This window comes from Actinoplanes sp. NPDC048988 (assembly GCF_043197815.1).
Classification (GTDB): domain Bacteria; phylum Actinomycetota; class Actinomycetes; order Mycobacteriales; family Micromonosporaceae; genus Actinoplanes.
Map to the genome: position 1 here is coordinate 1,447,385 of NZ_JBICTW010000001.1, position 20,790 is coordinate 1,468,174.

Genomic DNA, 20,790 nt, shown 5'->3' on the forward strand with positions numbered 1-20,790 from the left:
TCCGGCAATCTGGGCTTCGCCGCCGCATCGGGGATGTAACCCATCGCCCCAGCCCGATGCGGCGGCGTCGGCTCGACGGGGGACCGACAGCCCGTCCGCGGCGGCAAACGCGGACGGGCTGTGGGTACGGTCCGGGTACCTCGGTGATCACTGTCGGTTGGACGATGCGCCGAGCGGAACGTAACGTCGGCGGGGCCTACGCCCCCGGACGAACAGGATCCCCTCTCATGCGACGCGCCCTCCTGGCCGTGATCGCCGCCGGCACCCTGCTGACCGGCGCCGCCTGCGACAGCGACGCGAACAGCTCCGACGCGGCCGCCGCCCCCACGCCGAGCGCCTCACCGAGCGCCTCGCCCGAGCCGGACTACTCGGCCAACACCGCGCTGGTCTGCGGCAATTTGCAGAAGCTGTACTCCGCCGAGCTCAAGGACTTCGGCGCCGCCATGGGCAAGCTGATCACCTACCGGGAGGCGAAGCAGGCCGCCGACGCCAAGAAGGCCGAGGACGCCGCCACCGCCAAACTGAAGGCCGTAGCCACCAAGATCCGCACCGACACCGCCACTGCCGAGGACCCCGAGTTCATGGCCGCCGGCCAGACATCGGCCGCCAAGGTCGACGCCAGCGCGGTCGACCGCAAATACATCACCAAAATCAAGACCTTGAAGGACCTCAACAGCACGATCGAGGCCCAGTTCACGGAGTGGCTCAGCCCCGTCGCCGGCTACTGCGCCCCCAGCTGAGACGCACCACTGCCTCGCGTGCCATGACCTGCCGTCACGCGAGGCGCGGGAGGAGGCTTGACCATGCTTCCTCGGCGGCGCCGGCGATCGGGCCGTCCGCGCCCAGGGCTGCCGCGACGATCGGCGGCGGGCTGCTCCGGCGGATCTCCATCAACCCGGCTCGGTAGGAAGTCTGTATCTCCCTCTCGGCCGCGGCCAGAAGCTGCGCGCCCACGCCACCCAGGGTGACCAGGTCAGCGTCCAGAGCGTTGACCAGGCCGGCTATGCCCCGCCCAAGCGTCGCCGCAACCGCTCGAACGGCAACCCGCTCAGCTCCGCCGTCACCCCCAGCCCTGGCATCCGGGTCGGCGGCGGTGGCGATGACGCGGCGGGCGTAGGTGACCGGGTCTCGGGGAGGGCGGTGGCCCAGGTGACGGGCCAGTGCTGTGCCGTCGACGGCGGTTCCCCAGCAGCCGTGGGCTCCGCAGGGGCAGGGAATGGCCGGGTCGCCGAAGGGCATGTGGCCGAATTCGCCGGCGAAGCCGGAGGCGCCGTTCAGGAGGCGGCCCTGGTCGACTACCGCGCCGCCGAGGCCGCCGGCGATGAGCAGGTGGAGGGCGACGCGGGCGCCGGTGGCGGCGCCTCGGGCCGATTCGGCGGCGGCGGCCAGGCTGGCGTCGTTGCCGGCCACGAACACCGGCGTGGGGCCGGCGTCGGCGGCCGGGGGCCAGAGGCTGGTCAGGTCGACGTCGTGCCAGCCGACGTTCGTGGCGTCCAGGCGCAGGCTGCGCGAGACCGTGCCGGGAACCGAGACCCCGAGGGCGCGCAGGCGGCCGGGGTACTGCTCACGCAACCGGCCGATCGCGGCGTGCACGGCGGCGACCACCTCCGGCCAGGCCGGCGGGCGGTCGGCGGGGGCGTGGCCGGCGGCGATCGTGGTCAGGACGGCTCCGCCCAGTTCGGTTACCTGGAGGCGCCAGCCCTCGTGGGTGATTTCGGCGGCCAGGACCAGGGGGCCCTCCGAGTGAGGGACCAGGACCGTTGTCGGGCGGCCTCGGCTGCCGCTCGGGCGGGCGGGCACCTCGGCCAGCAGGTGGGCCTGTGACAGGCGGGCTACCAGCTCGGTGGTGGCGCCGGTGCCGATGCCGAGCAGGCGGGCGGCGTCGGCTCGGGTGACGCCCGGGTGGGCGTGCACGACGCCGAGCAGCTGGTTTGAGCGCGTCGTCACAGGGCAACCACTCCTTTTACTCGTTCCTAGAGCATATTCTTCGGCGGTGACCATGAACCGTCCGGGACTCGCCGTTCTCGGAGCCTCCACCTTCTTCTACGTGACCGCGGAGACTTTGCCGGTCGGGCTGCTGCCGCAGATCGCCGACGGGCTCTCGGTGGACGAGGCGGACGTCGGCCTGCTGCTGACCAGCTATGCCGTGGTGGCGGCGGTCAGCACGATCCCGTTGACGGCGCTGACCATGCGGGTGCCCCGGCACACGCTGATCGCGATCACGATGGGGATCTTCGTGGTGTCGCAGGCGGCGGCCGCGTTCGCGCCGACCTTTCCGGTGCTGACGCTCGCGCGGCTGGTCTGCGCGCTGGCGCACGGGGTCTTCTGGTCGGTGATCGGGCCGGTCACCGCGCGGCTCGCGCCGCCGGGGCAGGCGGGGCGGGCCACCGCGCTGGTCTTCGTGGGCAACTCGCTGGCCATCGTGCTCGGCGTGCCGCTGGGTACGGCGCTCGGGCAGTGGCTGGGCTGGCGGGTCGCGGTGGGCGTGATGGCCGTCGGCGGCGCCTTCTGCGTACTGCTGCTCGCCCGTGTTCTTCCGACGTTGCCGCCGCTTCCGCACGATCTGAACGTCCGGGCCGGGGCGCAGCTGCGCGCCGCCGTCGGGATCATCCGTGACCGGCAGGTCGCCGCGCTCTGCCTGATCACGACGGTGCTGGTCATCGGGCATTTCGCCGCTTACACGTACATCGCCCCGCTCGTCCGGCGAGACGCCGGGCTCGAGGGCGTCGCGCTGAGCGCGCTCCTTCTGGGGTACGGGGCGGTCGGGCTGGTCACGAACTTTGTGCTGGGCCGCCACTCGGACCGGCGGCCCGGCCAGATCGTCGTCGGCCTGCTGATCGTGCTGGCGGTCGCCGCGGCCGCGCTGGCACCCGTGCTCGGGGTCGTGCCGACCGTGCTCGCGGCGCTGCTGTGGGGCGGCGCCTTCACCGCCATCCCGGTCTTCCTGGCCAGCTCGGTGCTGCGGATCGCGCCCCGCGCCCGCGACGCCGCCTCCGCCCTGTACGTGGTCGCTTTCCAGATCGGCATCGGCGGCGGCGCCTTCCTCGGCGAACGCCTGGTCCGCGCCGGCCACCTCGGCACACTGCCGCTGGTGACCGGCGCCCTGGCCGTCGTCGCCGTCCTGCTCGTCGTCACCCTGGGCCGCCGGGTCTTCCCCGCCCGGCTCAGCGACGAGGACCACCACCGGGTCGAGGCCCAACTCGCCGCTTAGGCCCCTAACCTTCCAGGGCCGCTTCCGCGGCGGCCAGGAACAGGTCGTTCTCCTCCGGGGTGCCGATCGTGACGCGGACGCCGTCGGTCTGGAACGGGCGCACGATCACGCCCCGGCTCTCGCAGGCCTGGCCGAAGGCGATCGAGCGGTCGCCCAGCGGCAGCCAGACGAAGTTGGCCTGGCTCGCCGGCACGTCGATCGAGAGCTTGCGCAGCGCCTCGGTGACCCGCTCACGCTCGGCGACGACGAGCGCGCAGCGCCGGTTCACCTCGTCCTCCTGCTTCAGCGCGGCCAGCGCCGCCGCCTGGGCCACGATGCTCGTCGAGAACGGGGTGAGGACCTTGCGGATCGCGGTCGCCTCGCCGGGCTGCGCGACCAGGTAGCCCATCCGCAGGCCGGCCAGCCCCCACGCCTTCGACATCGTGCGGAGCACGACGACGTTGGGCCGGTCCGCGTACGTCTCGACGCCGTCCGGCACGTCCGGGTCGGTGACCAGTTCGCGGTACGCCTCGTCGAGCACCACCAGCACGTCCGACGGCACCGCGGCGAGGAACCGGTCGAGGTCCGCCTTGCGGATGGCCGTGCCGGTCGGATTGTTCGGGTTGCAGACGAAGACCAAGCGGGTCCGGTCGGTGATCGCCTCGGCCATCGCGTCGAGGTCGTGGCCGTGCCCCGGCGTGTTCGGGACGCGGACGCTGGTCGCGCCGACACCGGCCGAGATGATCGGGTACGCCTCGAACGAGCGCCACGCGTAGACGACCTCGTCGCCGGGCAGGGCGGTCGCCTTGACCAGGATCTCGGCCAGCGCCACCGAGCCGCAGCCGGTGACGATGCGGTCGGCGTCGACGCCGAGGCGCCGAGCCAGGGCCGCACGCAGCTCGACCGACCCCATGTCGGGGTAGCGGTGCGACGACAGCATGGCCTCGGAGACCGCCTCGGCCACGCCGGGCAGCGGGCCGTACGGAACCTCGTTGCTGGCCAGTTTGATCGCCTCGGCGATGCCGAGCTCGCGGGTCAGGTCGGCCAGGTTGCGACCGGGAACGTAGGCCGGGAGACCGTCCAGGTCAGCGCGGGTGAGGCGAGTCATCGTCCCTCTCCATTTCCATTGGTGCCGCTCGTGGTGGCGTCGACCGGGTGGTGGTTGTCCGGGGGCAGGGCGATCACGACCGTACGGGCGGTCTTGTCATGAAATGCCTGCCTGAGCTGCTGGTCGAAGACGGGCGAGATGCAGTCGATCAGTTGGAGCACGAAGCCGATGCCGGCGCAGCCCCAGGCCGGGGTCCAGAGACCGAGCCGGGCCCAGCGCCCGAACGCGCGGCCGAAGCCGAGCGGCTCGGTGTTCTCGACCGCGACCACCTTGATGCGCATGAGCTTCTTGCCGAGGGTCTGCCCGCTGCCGGCGATGGCCGGCGCCTCGTACGCCAGCCAGAGCAGCGTGGCGACGATCAGCATGGCCCAGAGCAGTCCGTCCATCCGGCCCGAGGCCTGCACGTCGAACGCGCTGCCGCCGTTCGCCATCTCGTCGAGGGTGGCGCGGTACATGGGCACGAACTCTTGGGCCCACTGGTACGCGAACCAGCCGTTCACCACCACGTTCAGCAGCAGCACGGCCAGGATGTCGAGGAGCCGGGCCACCAGGCGTGGCCCGAGCCCGGCCAGCGCGTAGCCGTGCGGCCGGGCCTGTACGGGATACATGGCCGCGCGCATGCCGGGCGGCATCCGCTCCCACCCGGGTGGCGGCTGCCACCCCGGAGGGGGCTGCCATCCGGGCGGCGGTCCAGGCTGCTGCCCCGCCGGCCCGGGCTGCTGCCAGGCGGGCGGCTGCTGCCAGCCCGGCCCCGACGGCGGCCCCTGCTGCCAGCCCGGCGGCGGCGCACCCCAACCGGGAGCGCCCGAACCCGGCACGCTCGAACTCGGAACGCCTGAACTCGGAACGCCTGAACCCGGAGCTCCCGGACCCGGCGGCGGAGCCTGCTGCCAGCTCGGCGGCGGACCGGCCGGTGAGTCGCCGGGGGCGGCCGCGGTCGCGGGAGGCGCCGCCGCGGGCGGCTCCTCCTCGACCGGCGGCGGGCCGTCGGGCGGCGTCGCGTCGGCCGGAATGGCCTTGCCGAGCCAGCCGTCACCGTCCCAGTAGCGCTGGGTGTCGGGGTCGGCCGGGTCCTTGTACCAACCGGCGGGCAGCGAACTCATGGAAGAACCTTAGCGACCTGGGCCTGGAGGATTTCTGTGTGCGGCGACCAGGTCGGTGTCACAGATTGCCGCGCAGCTCCTGCTCCCGCTCGATGGCCTCGAAGAGCGCCTTGAAGTTGCCCTTGCCGAAGCCGAGCGAGCCGTGCCGCTCGATGAGCTCGAAGAACACCGTGGGCCGGTCCTGCACCGGGGCCGTGAAGATCTGGAGCAGGTAGCCGTCCTCGTCCCGGTCGACCAGGATGCCGCGCTTCTTCAGCTCCTCGATCGGCGCCCGCACCTCACCGATCCGGGCGCGCAGCTCGGGGTCGTCGTAGTACGAGTCGGGGGTCTTGAGGAACTCGACGCCGGCCTGCCGCATGGCGTCGACCGCGTTGATGATGTCGTTGGTGGCCACCGCGACGTGCTGGGCGCCCGGGCCGCCGTAGAACTCGAGGTATTCGTCGATCTGCGACTTGCGCTGCGAGACGGCCGGCTCGTTGAGCGGGAACTTGACCTTGCGGGTGCCGTCGGCGACGACCTTCGACATCAGCGCCGAGTAGTCGGTGGCGATGTCGTCGCCGATGAACTCGGCCATGTTGGTGAAGCCCATGACCCGGCGGTAGAACTCGACCCACTCGTCCATGCGGCCCAGCTCGACGTTGCCGACCACGTGGTCGACGGCCTGGAAGAAGCGCTTGGGCTGCAGGCCGGCGTCGATGGCGGGCTGCCGGTCGACGATCGGCTCGCGGGCCACGAAACCAGGCAGGAACGGACCGTCGTAGCCGGAACGGTCGATCAGCGTGTGGACGGTGTCGCCGTAGGTGGCGATCACGGCGACCCGGACGGTGCCGTTCTCGTCCTTCAGGTCGTACGGCTCGGTGACGCCGCGCGCGCCGGCGCCGGTGGCGTGCTTGTAGGCGGCGTCGACGTCGGGCACCTCGAGCGCGATGTCGCGGATGCCGTCGCCGTGCTTGGTGACGTGGTCGGCGCCGGGCGCGCCGGCGTGCACGCAGCCGGTCAGCACGAACCGGGCGGAGCCGCTGACGAGTACGTACTCGGCGTGGTCGCGGTAGCCCTGCTCGGGTCCGCGGTAGGCGACGAGCTTCATGCCGAAGGCCGTGGAGTAATAGTGGGCGGCCTGTTTGGCGTTGCCCACGAGAAACTGAAGATGATCGACGCCCTTGACCGGAAAGACGTCGGCGGTGCGGGTCCCGTGTTCCATCGTCTGCGTCATTGGCCGAGGTTGTCGCAGCTCACAGGGGTGGGGCAACAGTTGTTCCCGGCGTTGGGCAGTCTGCGCGATCCACTCGCCGTAACCTCTTCCTCACAGTGCAACTTGCACAGTTCACGCCCCGCCATAGGTGATCTTCAGGACATAAGCGCTCGACACGGGCGGATCGAGATCCATCGTCCGGGTGATTGACCTGGCTAGCGTGTCGCGCATGGCGTCGGGTGGCCGCCCCTGGAAGGGCTACGCGCTGGTCGCGATCGTGATCGTGGTCGTGCTCGCCACCACCGGCGTGTGGAACCCCTGGCCGAACGTCTGGAACTGGGTCAACACCAGCAAGCCGATCGCCGGCGACGCGGCCCAGTGGCAGCAGCGGATCGGCGGCAGCCCGCAGAGCGTGGCGATAGTCGGCGACGCGGTGGTCGTCGAGTACCGGACCTCCGTCGAGGCGTACGGCATCACCGCCGGGGTGAAGCTCTGGGACAGCGACGCCGACTGGGCCTCGATCGCCGGGGACGGCAACGACGCCGTGGTCGCCACCGGCCGACTGCTCACCAAGGGCTACCAGGTGCTCGATCCGCGCAGCGGTGCCGTGCTGCGGGCCGACACCGCGGCCACCGCCGTGTGGACGTACAAGAACGCGCTTCTAGATCTGCATTGCGCCAAGGGCAGTGACTGTCAGTTGACGGCGTGGGCGCCACGCGGCAGCAAGCCGCTGTGGACGGTCGACACGGGCGGTATCGGGTTCGTCCTCAACGCCGCCAATCCCGACCTGCCCGACACCCGGCAGTTGACCGCCGACCGGGTCGACGACGACGTGGCGCGGCCGCGGCAGATGCCCAGCCTGATCGGACTGCCGGACGACGGGAAGATCCGGGTGGTGGACACGGCGACCGGCCGGGTCGCGCAGACCGTCGAGCCCGGACCGGACCAGCGGGTGGCCATCGCCGGCGGGCGGGTTCTGACGATCACCGGCACACCCGGCGACGGGACCTGCTACTACAGCGTCGTGGCGACGGATCCCCCCTCGTCGGCGCCGGTCTGGAAAAAAGACGGGCTCAATTTGCGTACGGCCGAGAACGGCTCCAACTGCAAGCAGGAACGCGACCCGGCCGGCGGCGAGGACGTGCTGCTGGGGGTCGACCCGGTCGGCCGGGAGGAGCTGCTGGCCGGGCACGACGGGCGGGTCCTGTGGCACGGGGCCAAGGGCGAGAACGTGCTCGCGGTGAACGACAACTACGCGGTGATCCGTAACGCCGCGAAGAACACGTTCCGTGGCTACGCCTTCCGCGGTAATCACACTGTGTGGTCCCGGCCGGTGGGCGCGAACCCGTCGACGGCCCTCACCCCGTACGCCGCCGTGGTCGTCAGCCGGAAACCGGACCGGGTCGTGGCGATCGCTCCCGGATCCGGACGGCTGCTGGCCGACGTGCGTACCGGCGCCGAGGTCTTCGCCGTCGGACCAGGCGGAATGATCGCTGTCTCGGGGCGCGACATGGCGTACCTCCCGTGGGCTTGACCTAACTGGTATGTGGGCAAGGGGCGGAGCGGTTCGCATACCGCCCGGCGGCTGTCCTAGGCTTGCCGCTCATGAGCAGAGGCGCCGCATTCACGTACTCGCCGCTGTTGCCCACCGGCGACGACCTGACCGAGTACCGACTGGTCACCGACGAGGGCGTGGATGTCGTCGCGGGACCGGGCGGGCGGCAGTTCCTGACCGTCGAGCCGTCGGCCATCACGCAGCTCACCGCGGAAGCGATGCACGACATCGCCCACTACCTGCGCCCGGCCCACCTGTCGCAGCTCCGTTCGATCATCGACGACCCGCGGGCCTCGGCCAACGACCGCTTCGTCGCCCTCGACCTGCTGCGCAACGCCAACATCGCGGCCGGCGGCGTGCTGCCGATGTGCCAGGACACCGGCACGGCGATCGTGATGGGCAAGCGCGGGCGGCACGTGCTGACCGACGGCACCGATGAGGAAGCCATCGCCCAGGGCGTCTACCAGGCGTACACCCGCTTGAATCTCCGCTACTCGCAGCTGGCGCCGCTCACCATGTGGGACGAGCGCAACACGGGATCGAATCTTCCGGCCCAGATCGAGCTGTACGCGGAGGACCCGGGCGGCCAGCCGGACGCGTACAAGTTCCTGTTCATGGCCAAGGGCGGCGGCTCGGCCAACAAGTCGTACCTCTACCAGGAGACCAAGGCGCTGCTGAACCCGGCGCGCATGATGGAGTTCCTCGACGAGAAGCTCCGCCTGATCGGCACGTCGGCCTGCCCGCCCTACCACCTGGCCGTGGTCATCGGCGGCACCAGCGCCGAGCACGCGCTGAAGACGGCCAAGCTGGCCAGCGCCAAATACCTGGACAACCTCCCCCGGCACGGCACGATGGCCGGCCACGGCTTCCGCGACGTCGAGCTGGAGGCCGCGGTCCTCGAACTGACCCGCGACTTCGGCATCGGCGCCCAGTTCGGCGGGCGTTACTTCTGCCACGACGTACGGGTGATCCGCCTGCCCCGGCACGGCGCGTCCTGCCCGGTGGCGATCGCGGTCAGCTGCTCGGCCGACCGCCAGGCCCTGGCCAAGATCACGCCGTCGGGCGTCTGGCTGGAACGCCTCGAAACCGACCCGGCCCGCTTCCTGCCCGACGTCGACGTCAGCAACGAGCCCGTGGTCAAGGTCGACCTCAACCGCCCGATGGCCGAGATCCGGGCCGAGCTGTCCCGCTACCCGGTCAAGACTCGCCTCTCGCTGACCGGCCCCCTGGTCGTGGCCCGCGACATCGCCCACGCCAAAATCGCCGAACGCCTCGACGCGGGCGAGCCCATGCCGCAGTACCTGCGCGACCACGCGGTCTACTACGCGGGCCCGGCCAAGACCCCCGAGGGGTACGCGTCGGGCTCGTTCGGCCCCACGACGGCCGGCCGGATGGACTCGTACGTGGAGAAGTTCCAGGCCGCCGGCGGCTCCCTGATCATGCTGGCCAAGGGCAACCGTTCAGCCCAGGTGACGAAGGCCTGCCAGTCGTACGGCGGCTTCTACCTGGGCTCGATCGGCGGCCCGGCGGCTCGCCTGGCCCAGGACTGCATCCGCCACGTCGAGGTCCTCGAATACCCCGAACTCGGCATGGAGGCCGTCTGGCGCATCGAGGTCGAGGACTTCCCCGCCTTCATCGTCGTCGACGACAAGGGCAACGACTTCTTCGCCGACGTGACCCGCCCCAACCCGCTCCTCCGCATCGGCGCCGGCCCTTCGTAGACCGCAGAGCCAGCCAGAATGCGCTGATCGCTCCGTTCCGATGCGGCTGCCCGGGGCGCGAACGACCCGATTGCCGGCGTCGACGAGTCTTGTCCCGCGCCTCGCATGCCGGCAGTTCGGGACGCGACGGGATGGGGCCGGTACTTCTAGTCCGGGGCGGCGGGAAGGACAGGGATGGCCGGGCCTTGGAGACTCGGATCGTGGCCAGGGCGGACGCACGGCACATCGGTGGCGCGCCGAGCGTTCGCCTGTCATCGCTGGCCTGGAGTTCGCACCCGGTTCTCTTCGGCCCATCGGCGCGGCGACGGGCGGACGTTGGTGGGGATCGGGAGTTCCCGCGTCGCTTGAAGGCGGCGGCGCAGGTAGGCCGCCAGCGGGCGTTCGAGCCAGCGGTGCACCATCCAGGCGACCAGCAGCATGACGGCGATGGTGCCGATCAGGACCAGCCAGTGTGGGGCCCGGTCGTGGGTGGCCCGGATGATCAGCCAGCCGATGTTCTGGTGGAGCAGGTAGAACGGGTATGTCAGCAGGCCCGCCGTGGTCAGGGAGCGCCACCGCACCCGCGCCGTCCAGCCCAGGGCGACCACCGCCATCACCGCGAAGAACGCCGTGACGATCAGGATGGCCGTGGTGTCGGAGAGCGGCGCCTTGATGTTCGCCTTCTCCGTCTGGGCCACCCGGGCGATGACGTTGTGCTGGGCCATCAGGTACGACGCCGCGACCAGGCCCCACAGTCTCAGGTCGCTGCCGAAGCGGTGGATCAGGTAGAACGCCATCCCGGCCACGAACAGCGGCGCGTAGTCCGGCTGCAGGGCGACGATCAGCAGCTTCTCGCGGCTCGTGTGGGCGATGACCGCCGCCGTCAGCCAGCCGTAGCCGAACCACATGGCGCTCTGGCGGTTCAGGCCGCGCCACAGCAGCACGGCGAAGAGCAGGTAGAACCGCGCCTCGGCCCAGAGCGTCCAGTAGACGCCCTCGACGCCGTGGACTCCCAGCGGCCACTGGAGCATCGTCAGGTTGAGCAGCACGTCGCTGAGGCGCAGCGGCTGGGCCACCACCGGCCACAGGCCCACGACCGTGGCCGTGATCAGTACGCAGGGCCAGTAGGCGGGGAACAGGCGCAGGAACCGGGAGCGGACGAACGCCCCGGTGTCGCGGCCCCAGGCGCTCATGCAGATGACGAAGCCGCTGATCATGAAGAACAGTTCGACGCCGAGCCAGCCGTACTGGGCGGCCTCGTGGACGCGGGAGACCGCCACCGCGGGTGGGGCGCCCCAGGCGCCGGTGACGTCGTTGCGGCCGGCGAAGTGGTAGAAGGCGACCATGACGGCGGCGAACAGCCGGAGGCCGTCCAGGACCACGATGCGCATCTGTGGTTCAACGCCGGCGCCGGCGAACGGTGGCGGTCAGATCGCGGCGATGATGACCGTGTCGACGGTGAAGTAGTGGCCGGGCTTCTCGGGGTTGGTGGGCCCGTCGTCGTCGAGGCGTTCGATGGCCACCCAGTGGTCGGTGACCTGCCACAGCCCGGGCTTCCAGGTCAGCTTCTCTTTTTCGACGGCGAGCGGGAACTCCACGGCGCCGACCTTGAGGTGGCGGTCGTCGGTGAGCAGCACCAGACGGCCGTTCGAGGCGCCCAGGACCTGGGCTCCGGGCTGCGGCGGGATCGCCCGGCCGCCGGCCACCGTGCTGCCCGGCTGGTCGAGCACGGTCGAGCGTTGCGGGCGGGCGCCGGTGGCCAGCCAGCCCCGGCCGTCCGCGTCGCGCAGGCCGCCGCAGCCGGAGGAGGCGACACCGCAGCCCAGTGGCGTGTGCGGACCGGCCGGCCAGCCGGCGACGGCTTCGCCGGTGGCCAGCGAGAACGCCTGTTCGGTGCACACGAACTGGCCGCCGGTGGTGGTGAAGGCGTCCTGGCATGAGATCGGCGCCGACCAGCGCGGGGCGCCCGTGGTGGCGTCGTAGGCGTTCACCCGGCTGCTGTCGCTGACCAGGACCGCCCCGGCGCCGGTGTAGAGCCCGGCCGGCGCCCACACGGTCGCCGCGCCGGTGCGGTGCCCGTCGAAGGCCGGCGCCTTGACGCCGGTGGCGACCCGCCAGATCTCCTTGCCGTCGAGGGCGGAGATTCCGATCAGGGTGCCGTCGGCCCAGCGGCTGATCACCGTGTCGCCGACCGCCACGACGCCGGAGAGCTGCTCGGGCCAGCGCCGCAGCGACCAGATCGCGGTCATCACGCCCTTGGCCCAGACCGGGTCGGCCCGCACCTGGCGCTTGGACGCATACACCCGGACGGCGTCGGCCACGATCAGCGGCGCCTGGTTGGTTCGGCCGGTGACCTGCGGCGCGCGGGTCACGGGCACCGGGTAGGGCGGGGACGCGGCGGAGGCCACCTCGGCCGGCTTGAGGACCCGCCAGCCGATCACGGCGGCCACGAGGGCTATGACGAGCGCCAAGGATGTACGGATCAGCACTCGGAGCACCAGTGAAGGTTATGTCAGGCGGCCGCCGCTAGATCGTCCAGGTCGCGCCGCAGGGCGCCCTCGGCGGTCTCGGCGGCGAGGCCCCCGAAGATCAGCGCGAGGATCCGCCCGGCCGGAGCGGTCGGGCTGCCGTTCTGCACCACTGTCACCATCGTGCCGCCGCGATGCCGGCCGGAGACCACCGGCTGGAACGAGTAGGTCATCCGGTAGTCGGCGCCGATGCCGGGCGATGTGACCACGAAGCGGTCCGGCACGACGCACTCGAGCACCCGGAACTCCTCGGTGACCTCGCCGCCGTCGGCCATTTGCCGGGTTTCGCGCCAGACGGTGCCCGCGCCGAACTCGCCGTGGCTGCGCACCTCGACCCGGGTGACCGCCGAGAGCCATTCCCGGCGGCGGCTCAGATCGGTGAAGACCTGCCAGACCACCGCGACCGGCGCGTCGATCGGGCGGGTCACCACAACCGTCGACATAGCGTCACCTCCCACGCCATCAGACAGTAACTATCCGACCACGATCCCGCTGACCGATCCAAGACCGATCTTGCCGTCGGCCGAGGTTCCGCTGATCACGACCTCGTCGCCGTCGAGCAGGAAACCTCGCTGCGAGCCGTCGGCCAGCGTCACCGGGGAGGCGCCGTCGGCGGTCAGCTCGAGGAACGAGCCGACCTGGTCCGGCGACGGCCCGGAGACGGTGCCCGACGCGTACAGGTCGCCGGTCCGGACCGACGCCCCGTTGCTGGTCAGGTGGGCCAGCTGCTGCGCCGCCGTCCAGTACATCGAGGCGAACGGCGGTGAGCTCACCAGGGTCCCGTTCCAGGCGATCGAGAGCTTGAGGTCGTACGCCGGTCCGGCCGGCCGCAGGTAGTCGAGCGGCTCCGGATCCTGGGCCGGCGCGGGCACCGGAGCGAGAACGGAGAGCGGCACCACCCACGGCGAGACAGAGGTGGCGAACGATTTGCCCAAGAACGGGCCAAGTGGCCGGTATTCCCAGGCTTGCAGATCGCGAGCGGACCAGTCGTTCACGAGCACGATCCCGAACACGTGGTCTTCGAACGAGCCGGTGGTGATCCGCCGGCCCGGCGTGCCGACCACGAAACCGACTTCGGCCTCGACGTCGAGACGCCGCGTCGCACCATATGAACCGGCAGCGAGCTGGCCGTACGGTCGCCGGATCGGCGTGCCCGAGACGACGACCGTCGACGACCGGCCGTGATAGCCGATCGGCAGGTGACGCCACTGCGGCGGCAGCCCGGGCGACGACGGCCGCAGGATCCGTCCCACGTTGAGCGCGTGCGCCTCGGACGAGTAGAAGTCGGTGTAGTCGGCCACCTCGAACGGCAGATGCATCGTCACACCGTGCAACGGGCTCGTAGGCGGCCCCGACGCGACGTAGTCGAGGACGGCCTCCCGCGCCGCCGTCCACTCCGGACGCCCGGCCGCCAGCAGCGGGTTGAGCGACGGCGCGGCGAAGAACCCGCCGAGGCCCGACAGATCGACGACGTCGTTTCCCAGCCGTACGCCGAGTCGCCGCTCCCCTTGCGGCACGCTGAACACTCCGTACGGCAAATTGTCGAGGCCGTAGCCCGTCATGAATAACCCCCGTTGATCAGGCCGAGCCGGACCAGCTCGGTGAGTGGCTCCACCACGTTGGCCACCCCGAAGCCGGCGAACAGCGGCCGTGGCCCGTCGCGCTGGGCCCGGCAGGACTCGACCAGCGGCACGGGGTGGGTCGCCGCCAGCAGCTCGGCCACCTCGGCCACCTCGGCACCCCGGTCCGCCGAGATCGAGGCGGTCAGCACGTTGAGGAAGCCGTGGTGGGTGAAGCCGGTCTCGGGGTCGGTGTGCCGGATGGCGTGGCGCAGGCCGGCCGCGAGACGGAACGGGAGCCGGCGGTCGCGGCAGGCGCAGAGCACCGCGGCCAGCTCGACGGGTGTCGGGAAGAGCTCGGCGGCCAGCCCGCCGACCCGGAACTTGGGCGCGATGCGCAGCCCGGCCGCGCGCGCCTCGGCGACCGCGTCCAGGGCGGCCAGCAGACCCCAGCTGAGCGGGATCTCGGCGTACACCTCGAGGCTCTGATCCTCGCCGGCCAGCGCCCGCAGGTTGGCCAGGCCGGGCTGCGGATCCTCGCCGCGGCGGGCCACCGCCGCCTCGAGGTGCAGGACCACGGCGCCGGCGGCGCGCAGTTTCTCGACGGCGACCGGCACGGCGGTGAACGGGACGTCGCCGACCAGGGCGACCGGCAGCTGGCCGGCGCTCAGATCGGCGCCGATCAGCGAGGCGGGGACGAGCAGCGACCCGAGCAGACCGGCGAACCAGCCGTCGCGATGTTCGGCGTGCTTGGCGACGGCGTCGGTCACGCTGACCGGGCTCGGCGGCATCAGGGACGCGTCGTCCACCAGCCCGGCGAAGAGCGGAGGCACCAGCGTTGACACGAATCCGAACCTAATGGACGCTTCGAGAAGCGGACAACCACGTCCGCTATGTCGGTTTTGCCAAACAGGCCAACGCCGAGGAGGCAACGATGCCGTACTACCGCACCGTCGGCGAGGTGCCGCACAAACGGCACACGCAGTTCCGGCGCCCCGACGGCGGGCTCTACGCCGAGGAACTGATGGGCCAGGAGGGCTTCTCCTCCGACTCGTCGCTGCTCTATCACCGGCACGCGCCCACCGCGATCGTCTCGGCCGAGACGTACGAACCACCGGCGACCACGCAGTCGCCCAACCTGCCCCTGAAACCGCGCCATCTGCGAACTCACAAACTCGACGCCGGTCCGGCCGACGCGGTTCTCGGCCGCCGGCCGCTGCTGGCCAACAACGACGTCCGCATCGGGTACGTGGTGGCCGACCGCCCGTCGCCGCTCTACCGCGACGCGATCGGCGACGAGTGCCTGTACGTCGAGGACGGCCGCGCCGTCGTCGAGACCACCTTCGGCGCGCTGGAGGTCGGCGCCGGCGACTACGTCATCATCCCGACCTCGGTGGTGCACCGGATCGTGCCGCAGGACGGGCCCGTACGGCTGCTGACCATCGAGGCGACCGGCCACATCGGACCACCGAAGCGCTACCTCTCGGTGCGCGGCCAGTTCCTCGAGCACGCCCCCTACTGCGAGCGTGACCTGCGCGGGCCCGGCGAGCCGTTGCAGGCCGAGGGGACCGACGTCGAGGTGTACGTGAAGCACCGGGCCGGCTGGACCCGGCACGTCTACGCGCACCACCCGTTCGACGTGGTCGGCTGGGACGGCTGCCTGTACCCGTGGGCGTTCTCGATTCACGACTTCGAGCCGATCACCGGGCGCGTGCACCAGCCGCCGCCGGTGCACCAGACGTTCGAGGGGCCCAACTTCGTGGTGTGCTCGTTCGTGCCGCGCAAGGTCGACTACCACCCGCTGGCCATCCCGGTGCCGTACAACCACCACAACGTCGACTCCGACGAGATGATGTTCTACACCGGCGGCAACTACGAGGCCCGCCGCGGCTCCGGCATCGAGCAGGGCTCGATCTCGCTGCACCCGTCGGGCTTCACCCACGGCCCGCAGCCGGGCGCGGTCGAGCGGGCCATCGGCGCCGAGGCGTTCGACGAGCTCGCCGTCATGGTCGACACGTTCCGCCCGCTCGACCTGTGCGATGCCGGCCTGGCGGTGGAGGACACCGCGTACGCCTGGACCTGGAACCGCCCTCAGTGAAGGACCGAGACCTCGACCGTGATTGATTCGGGGAGCGGCTGGCCGGAGGGGAAGGCCGGAACCCGCATCGCCATGACGTTGTCACCGCGGCGCAGGCAGTAGCCCCGGCCCACGGTGAGTTCCACGTACTCGGGTCCGTAGGTGACGCCGTTGTCCTCGTCGCAGGCGTTCGGGTCGGTGAACGGATCGCCGGTCGCCGGCCCGATCGTCGCCCGCTTCTCCAGCGGCTCAGCGCTCCAGACCCGCTTGTCGGCGCCGGTGCAGTTCTGCACCTTCTCGTCCTTGCCGGGCGTCGAGCAGAGCAGCGAGATGTCGCCGGTGTAGGCGTTCGTCCCGGCTCGCGGCGGCGAGAGCCACAGGGCACCCTGCGGGTATTTGTCGCCCGAGCCCATGGGAACGGTGACCGGCAGCACCGCCGTACCGAAGGCTTGCCGGGGCGGGGTCGAGGCGACGACGACCGGCGCGGCTTCCGGCTCCGGCTCGTGGCCGGTCTGGCTCCGGTAGAGAGTCACCGCGAACGTGCCCGCGGCCAGGACCGCCACGGCCAGGGCGGTCGCCAGCCGCCCGCGGGTGAGCCGCTCGCTGCGGGCCACCGCGACGGTGACCGCGATCAGCAGCAGGACCGCCACACCGGCGATGACGAGATCGACCATGCCGACAAACTAGTGGGGCCGGCGCTGATGATCAGCCCCGGCCCCGTACCGAAATCAGCCGATGTGGAAGTTCTGGCCGTAGACAGCGAAGTCCAGCGGCGTGTTGAGGTCGAAGTTGCTGTTGTTCAGGAAGCGCCGCTGCGCGGTGTCGACCCGGGTGGTGTCGTCGTGCGCGGCCTCCTTCTTCATCTCGATCACGCGCTCGTCCAGGAAGACGTTGAGCCAGGTGCGCTCGTCACCGCCCTGGGCCGGCGGCTTGGCCCGCTTCAGGGCCGCGCTGCGGATCTGGCGCATGCCCTCGTAGCCGTGCATGACGGCCGCGTCGTAGTAGGCGAACTGCCCGAGGGCCCGTACGCCGTCGGACTTGCCGTCGCGGACCGAGGGGTTGAAGTAGACCCGGTCGCGCTCGGCTTCCTGGGCGGCCTGGAAGGCGGGGTCGGCCGCGGCCGTACGCCAGTCTCGGGTGAAGTTGGGGTCGAGGCCGGAGTGCGAGGCCGTGCCGTTCACCGAGCGCAGGGCCGGCAGATACTTGGCCAGCACGTTGCCGGGCACGGCGTTCGTGTACGCCTGGACCAGCTCCAGCATGTCGCCGGTGCCGGAGCAGAAGCCGATGATGCCGGCGGTGTAGCCGCGGCCGTCCTTGATGTCCTCGATGTAGGCGAACTGGGCCCGCCAGTCGAGCGACGAGTTCTCCGCCGCCGAGACGAGCTGCATCGCGACGTCTTTCTTGGCCGGATTGTCCAAGTTAACCCCAGTGGCAGGTGGCGTGGTCGGCGGCGTCGTGGAGCCGCCGGGCGTCACCCAAGTCTGGTTGGCCGTGCCGGTACACGTCCAGATCTGCAGCCGGGTGCCGTTGGCCGAGCTCTGCCCGGTGGCGTCCAGGCACTTGCCGGAGCCCGTGTTGACCAGGGCGCCGCCGCTGACCGACCACTTCTGGGCGCCGCTGGCGTTGCAGTCCCAGAGCTGGATCTTGGCTCCGCTGGCGGTCGACGCGCTGGTCACGTCGAGGCACTTGCCGAGGGCCCGGATGGTGCCGTCGCTGTTGCCGACGGTCCAGGTCTGTGCGCCGGTGCCGTTGCAGTCGTAGAGCTGCACGGCGGCGCCGTTGGCCGAGCTGGCGTTGGCGACATCGACGCATTTGCCGCCGATGCCGGTGATGGGGCCGGCGGTCGCGGCACTGGCCGGAAGCAATCCGTAGATCACGGCCGCGGCGGGGACAGCCACGGCGACACCGGCGTAAACGACTCTTCTTGCGCGGATCATGGCGCTCCTCGAGACGGGGGATGAGGGGTTGGCGCGCGCGGCAGAGACGTTAGAACAGTTAACCAACTTTATCAATAAGGCTCGATGAACCTTGACATGCGTAGACGACCCCGCTTAACGTCCGGCGGGTGACCCGTCTGGCCGGCTCCTCCAAGCTGCTCCGAGCCATGAACGAGAGCGCGGCCCTGGCCCACCTGCTCGACCCGGGCCGGCTGACGCGTTCCGACCTCCGCAAACTCACCGCGCTGTCGACGCCGACGATCTCCGAAGTCCTCCGCCGGCTCACCGAAGCCGGACTGGTCACAGTGGTCGGTCACAACAGCGGCCGCCCCGGCCCGAACGCCGAGATCTACGCGGCCAACCCCGAGGCGGCGTACGCGGCCGCGGTCTCCGTGCGCGACATCGGCCCCAGCGGCGCCCCCTCGGTGGTGGCCGCGCTGTGCGACCTCACCGGCGAGATCCGCGGACGCGTCGAGTCACGTGTGGACTTTCTCACCAGCGACCCGATGCGGGCGCTGGCCGACGTGGTGGCCCGGCTGCGCGACGAGGCCGGCGTCCCGGCCGAACGCGTGCGCCACGTGCGCATCGGCGTGGCCGGCTCCTACGACGCCCGGGCGGCGACGATCCGGCACGTGCATCTTCCGGGCTTCGGCCGTACGGGGTTGGTGCCGCGCATCGCGGCGGAACTCGGCACCGAGGTGGGCGTCGACAACGACGTCAACCTGGCCGCGGTCGCCGAACGCCGGCGCGGAGTCGGCCGCGACGCCGAGGGTTTCGCCCTGCTCTGGCTGGGCCAGGAAGGCCTGGGCCTGGCCATCGACATGGCCGGCACACTGATGCGCGGCGCCCGGGGCGGGGCGGGCGAGATCGGCTACATGCCGCTCTACTCGCCCGACTCGGCCGACCGCAAGCTCGACCTGCAACACCTGTTCGGCGGCGAGGCCATCCTGGAGTTGGCCCGGGACAACGGCGTTCCGGGCCGCACACCGGCCGAGGTGGTGACCGCGGCCGCGAACGACCCGGCCACCTCGGGCGACTTCCTGACCGGACTGGCCGACCGCATCGTGGTCGGCCTGGCCGCGGTCGTCGCGGTCCTCGACCCGTACCTGGTGGTGCTGGCCGGCCCGATCGCCCAGGCCGGCGGCGAAGTCCTGCTCTCCGCCGTGACCGGCGCGATGCGGCGGGCCGCGCCGCTGGAGAGCCCCATCGCCCTGACCGCCATCGACGACGACGCGGTGCTGCTCGGCGCGCTCGACGCCGGCCTCACCGCCGTACGGGAAGGCCTGATCTCTTCGATCTCTTCAAAGGATCATGACGGTGGGTGAGGTACGGCGTGATTCGCCGCTACAAGCAGACCGATACCGTCACCATCGCCGCACTCCGGCAATGGCTATGGTCCTGTGACGACACCGCCTAGCGCCTCGTCAGGATCAAAAGCTCGGCGACCGCGGCCAGCACCATGGCCGACACCAGCGCCACGATGCCGCCGGCCAGGGCATAGACGAACAAGAGCAGAGGAGCGACGAAGCCCACGTACGCCGCCGCGGCCAACCGCCGATCGGTGGCACGCAGCCGGGTCAACGCGACGGCGAGCGGCTCCGGAACATTCCGGTTGAGCGCGACGATGACACCCACGAAGATCAGCAGGCCGATCAGCCCCGCCCACATCCGCGAAATGCCGTCACTGGCCAGGGTCATCAGCCCCGCCAGCACCGCCGCGACCTGGGTGGCGTTCGCACCGTAGAGGGCGAACCGCCGCACCTGCCCGGCCGAACTCCCCGACACGTCGAGAACGGGCCCCGCCGGCCGGCTCACCGCCGGCACCTCGGTCCAGTGTGTGGTCCCCGCCGGCTCAGGCTCATCGGGCCGGTCCGGCGCCTGATAGGCCCGCGGGAACGGCGACGGATAGTCACCCTCGGCGTCCGGCGCCACCGGCAGCGTCGCCTCGTCGGCCAGCTCCTCCAGCGCTTTCGCCCAGCGCCGCCGCTCGAACCGCACGATGCCCATGTCGCGCTGCGCCTCACCGATCGCCGGATCGAGATCCAAGGCTTGCGCGTACGCCCGTTGCGCCAGATCGAAGAGCCGCAGCCGCGCGGCCACCACCGCCAGCACCAGGTGGGCCTCCGCCTCGGCCGGCGCGACCCGCACGGCGTTCCACGCGGCGTTCAGCGCCTCCTGGCCGTTACGCGACTCACTGAGGAGCGCGGCCCCGGTCCGCTGCGCGTACGCGTCGGCGGGCCACTGCCGCAGAATGTCCCCCGCGACCCGGGCCGCCTCCCCGAACTTCCGGCTGTCGGACAACGCCATGGCCCGCACCACCAGGGCGGTGATCTCCTCGGGCGCCGCCGTGGCCGCCCGCTCCGCGGCGACCAGGGCCTCGGCCGGCTGCTCCGCGGCCAGATGAACACGCGCCAGGGTGGCCAGCAGACTGGCATCGTCGGGCGCCACGGTGAGGCCGGCCGCGATCTCCCCGGCCGCTTCGTCATAGCGGCCGAGGTCAGCAAGAAGCAGAGCCCGTTGCCGATACTCCTCGGGCGTGGTCTCGGGATCTAGGGGCGCGGCCACGAGTCGAGGGTAGGCGCTCCCACCTAACGTCACCCTGTGGGGTCGCACGCTGCGCGGACAACCCACCACCACCCACCGCGACAACCGCCGAAACACCCGCCCACCGAGCGGCGAGAAGCCCAGCCCCGAGCGGCGAGACCGGCGACCGGCGACCTGCGACCGCCGAGCGGCGAGACTCGCGACCGGTGACCGGTGACCGGTGACCGCCGAGCACCGAGCGGCGTGCGGCGAGACTCGAGACCGGCGAGCGGCGAGCGGCGAGCGGCGAGACGCACG

18 protein-coding genes are annotated in these 20,790 nt (G+C 71.3%); 6 read left to right on the forward strand and 12 right to left on the reverse strand.

Annotation, left to right across the window (positions count from 1 at the left end; all coding sequences use genetic code 11):
- Positions 1–227 precede the first annotated feature (227 nt).
- Positions 228–740 carry a hypothetical protein gene (locus tag ACGFJ7_RS06570; RefSeq protein WP_360247147.1) on the forward strand — a complete coding sequence of 171 codons (513 nt, stop codon included), beginning with the start codon at positions 228–230 and terminating at the stop codon, positions 738–740.
- A gap of 34 nt (positions 741–774) precedes the next feature.
- Here the strand turns inward: ACGFJ7_RS06570 and ACGFJ7_RS06575 are convergent, their stop codons facing one another.
- Complete coding sequence (locus ACGFJ7_RS06575; protein ID WP_392641171.1) at positions 775–1,947, reverse strand: ROK family protein; 1,173 nt, start codon at positions 1,945–1,947, stop codon at positions 775–777.
- Positions 1,948–1,999: 52 nt separating this feature from the next.
- Between ACGFJ7_RS06575 and ACGFJ7_RS06580 the strand changes: the two genes are divergently transcribed.
- On the forward strand, positions 2,000–3,211 hold the full coding sequence (locus ACGFJ7_RS06580) for an MFS transporter (protein WP_360248253.1): 1,212 nt from the start codon (positions 2,000–2,002) through the stop codon (positions 3,209–3,211).
- A gap of 4 nt (positions 3,212–3,215) precedes the next feature.
- Here the strand turns inward: ACGFJ7_RS06580 and hisC are convergent, their stop codons facing one another.
- The 3 genes from hisC to hppD are packed head-to-tail and all read right to left on the reverse strand — an operon-like array spanning position 3,216 to position 6,614.
- Positions 3,216–4,298: a histidinol-phosphate transaminase gene (hisC, locus tag ACGFJ7_RS06585; RefSeq protein WP_360247151.1), complete on the reverse strand. Its 1,083-nt coding sequence runs from the start codon at positions 4,296–4,298 to the stop codon at positions 3,216–3,218.
- Positions 4,295–5,401 (reverse strand): RDD family protein, encoded by a 1,107-nt coding sequence (locus ACGFJ7_RS06590; RefSeq protein WP_392641173.1) that lies wholly within the window; start codon positions 5,399–5,401, stop codon positions 4,295–4,297. Before ACGFJ7_RS06590 ends, hisC begins: the two co-directional genes overlap by 4 nt.
- 58 nt (positions 5,402–5,459) lie before the next feature.
- Positions 5,460–6,614 carry a 4-hydroxyphenylpyruvate dioxygenase gene (hppD, locus tag ACGFJ7_RS06595; RefSeq protein WP_360247155.1) on the reverse strand — a complete coding sequence of 385 codons (1,155 nt, stop codon included), beginning with the start codon at positions 6,612–6,614 and terminating at the stop codon, positions 5,460–5,462.
- A gap of 208 nt (positions 6,615–6,822) precedes the next feature.
- Here hppD and ACGFJ7_RS06600 point away from each other — a divergent pair, with 208 nt between their 5' ends.
- Both ACGFJ7_RS06600 and ACGFJ7_RS06605 read left to right on the forward strand, forming a co-directional pair.
- A complete protein-coding gene (locus ACGFJ7_RS06600) occupies positions 6,823–8,127 on the forward strand; it encodes a hypothetical protein (protein ID WP_360247157.1) in 1,305 nt (434 codons plus the stop codon).
- Positions 8,128–8,198: 71 nt separating this feature from the next.
- A complete protein-coding gene (locus tag ACGFJ7_RS06605; protein WP_360247159.1) occupies positions 8,199–9,869 on the forward strand; it encodes a fumarate hydratase in 1,671 nt (556 codons plus the stop codon).
- A gap of 251 nt (positions 9,870–10,120) precedes the next feature.
- Here the strand turns inward: ACGFJ7_RS06605 and ACGFJ7_RS06610 are convergent, their stop codons facing one another.
- The 5 genes from ACGFJ7_RS06610 to ACGFJ7_RS06630 are packed head-to-tail and all read right to left on the reverse strand — an operon-like array spanning position 10,121 to position 14,780.
- Positions 10,121–11,239 carry an acyltransferase family protein gene (locus ACGFJ7_RS06610; RefSeq protein ID WP_392641176.1) on the reverse strand — a complete coding sequence of 373 codons (1,119 nt, stop codon included), beginning with the start codon at positions 11,237–11,239 and terminating at the stop codon, positions 10,121–10,123.
- A gap of 36 nt (positions 11,240–11,275) precedes the next feature.
- The gene (locus tag ACGFJ7_RS06615) at positions 11,276–12,346 is read right to left on the reverse strand and encodes a PQQ-binding-like beta-propeller repeat protein (RefSeq protein WP_392641178.1); all 1,071 of its coding nucleotides are present in this window, start codon (positions 12,344–12,346) and stop codon (positions 11,276–11,278) included.
- A 14-nt stretch (positions 12,347–12,360) separates the two neighbouring features.
- On the reverse strand, positions 12,361–12,819 hold the full coding sequence (locus ACGFJ7_RS06620) for an SRPBCC family protein (RefSeq protein WP_360247165.1): 459 nt from the start codon (positions 12,817–12,819) through the stop codon (positions 12,361–12,363).
- A 30-nt stretch (positions 12,820–12,849) separates the two neighbouring features.
- Complete coding sequence (locus ACGFJ7_RS06625) at positions 12,850–13,938, reverse strand: fumarylacetoacetate hydrolase family protein (protein WP_360247167.1); 1,089 nt, start codon at positions 13,936–13,938, stop codon at positions 12,850–12,852.
- Positions 13,935–14,780, reverse strand: coding sequence for a hypothetical protein (locus tag ACGFJ7_RS06630; RefSeq protein WP_360247169.1), 846 nt, complete (start codon positions 14,778–14,780; stop codon positions 13,935–13,937). Before ACGFJ7_RS06630 ends, ACGFJ7_RS06625 begins: the two co-directional genes overlap by 4 nt.
- Before the next feature lie 89 nt (positions 14,781–14,869).
- On the opposite strand from ACGFJ7_RS06630, the gene ACGFJ7_RS06635 reads away from it, so the two are divergent.
- A complete protein-coding gene (locus ACGFJ7_RS06635) occupies positions 14,870–16,033 on the forward strand; it encodes a homogentisate 1,2-dioxygenase (RefSeq protein ID WP_360247171.1) in 1,164 nt (387 codons plus the stop codon).
- Here ACGFJ7_RS06635 and ACGFJ7_RS06640 read toward each other — a convergent pair.
- Positions 16,027–16,686 (reverse strand): hypothetical protein, encoded by a 660-nt coding sequence (locus tag ACGFJ7_RS06640; RefSeq protein ID WP_360247173.1) that lies wholly within the window; start codon positions 16,684–16,686, stop codon positions 16,027–16,029. The two genes, ACGFJ7_RS06635 and ACGFJ7_RS06640, sit on opposite strands and share 7 nt — an antisense overlap.
- A gap of 54 nt (positions 16,687–16,740) precedes the next feature.
- Positions 16,741–17,910 carry a chitosanase gene (locus ACGFJ7_RS06645; RefSeq protein ID WP_392641182.1) on the reverse strand — a complete coding sequence of 390 codons (1,170 nt, stop codon included), beginning with the start codon at positions 17,908–17,910 and terminating at the stop codon, positions 16,741–16,743.
- Positions 17,911–18,077: 167 nt separating this feature from the next.
- Here ACGFJ7_RS06645 and ACGFJ7_RS06650 point away from each other — a divergent pair, with 167 nt between their 5' ends.
- The gene (locus ACGFJ7_RS06650) at positions 18,078–19,274 is read left to right on the forward strand and encodes an ROK family transcriptional regulator (RefSeq protein ID WP_360247177.1); all 1,197 of its coding nucleotides are present in this window, start codon (positions 18,078–18,080) and stop codon (positions 19,272–19,274) included.
- Between the two features lie 88 nt (positions 19,275–19,362).
- On the opposite strand, the gene ACGFJ7_RS06655 is transcribed toward ACGFJ7_RS06650, so the two are convergent.
- A complete protein-coding gene (locus tag ACGFJ7_RS06655) occupies positions 19,363–20,514 on the reverse strand; it encodes a hypothetical protein (protein WP_360247179.1) in 1,152 nt (383 codons plus the stop codon).
- Positions 20,515–20,790 lie beyond the last annotated feature (276 nt).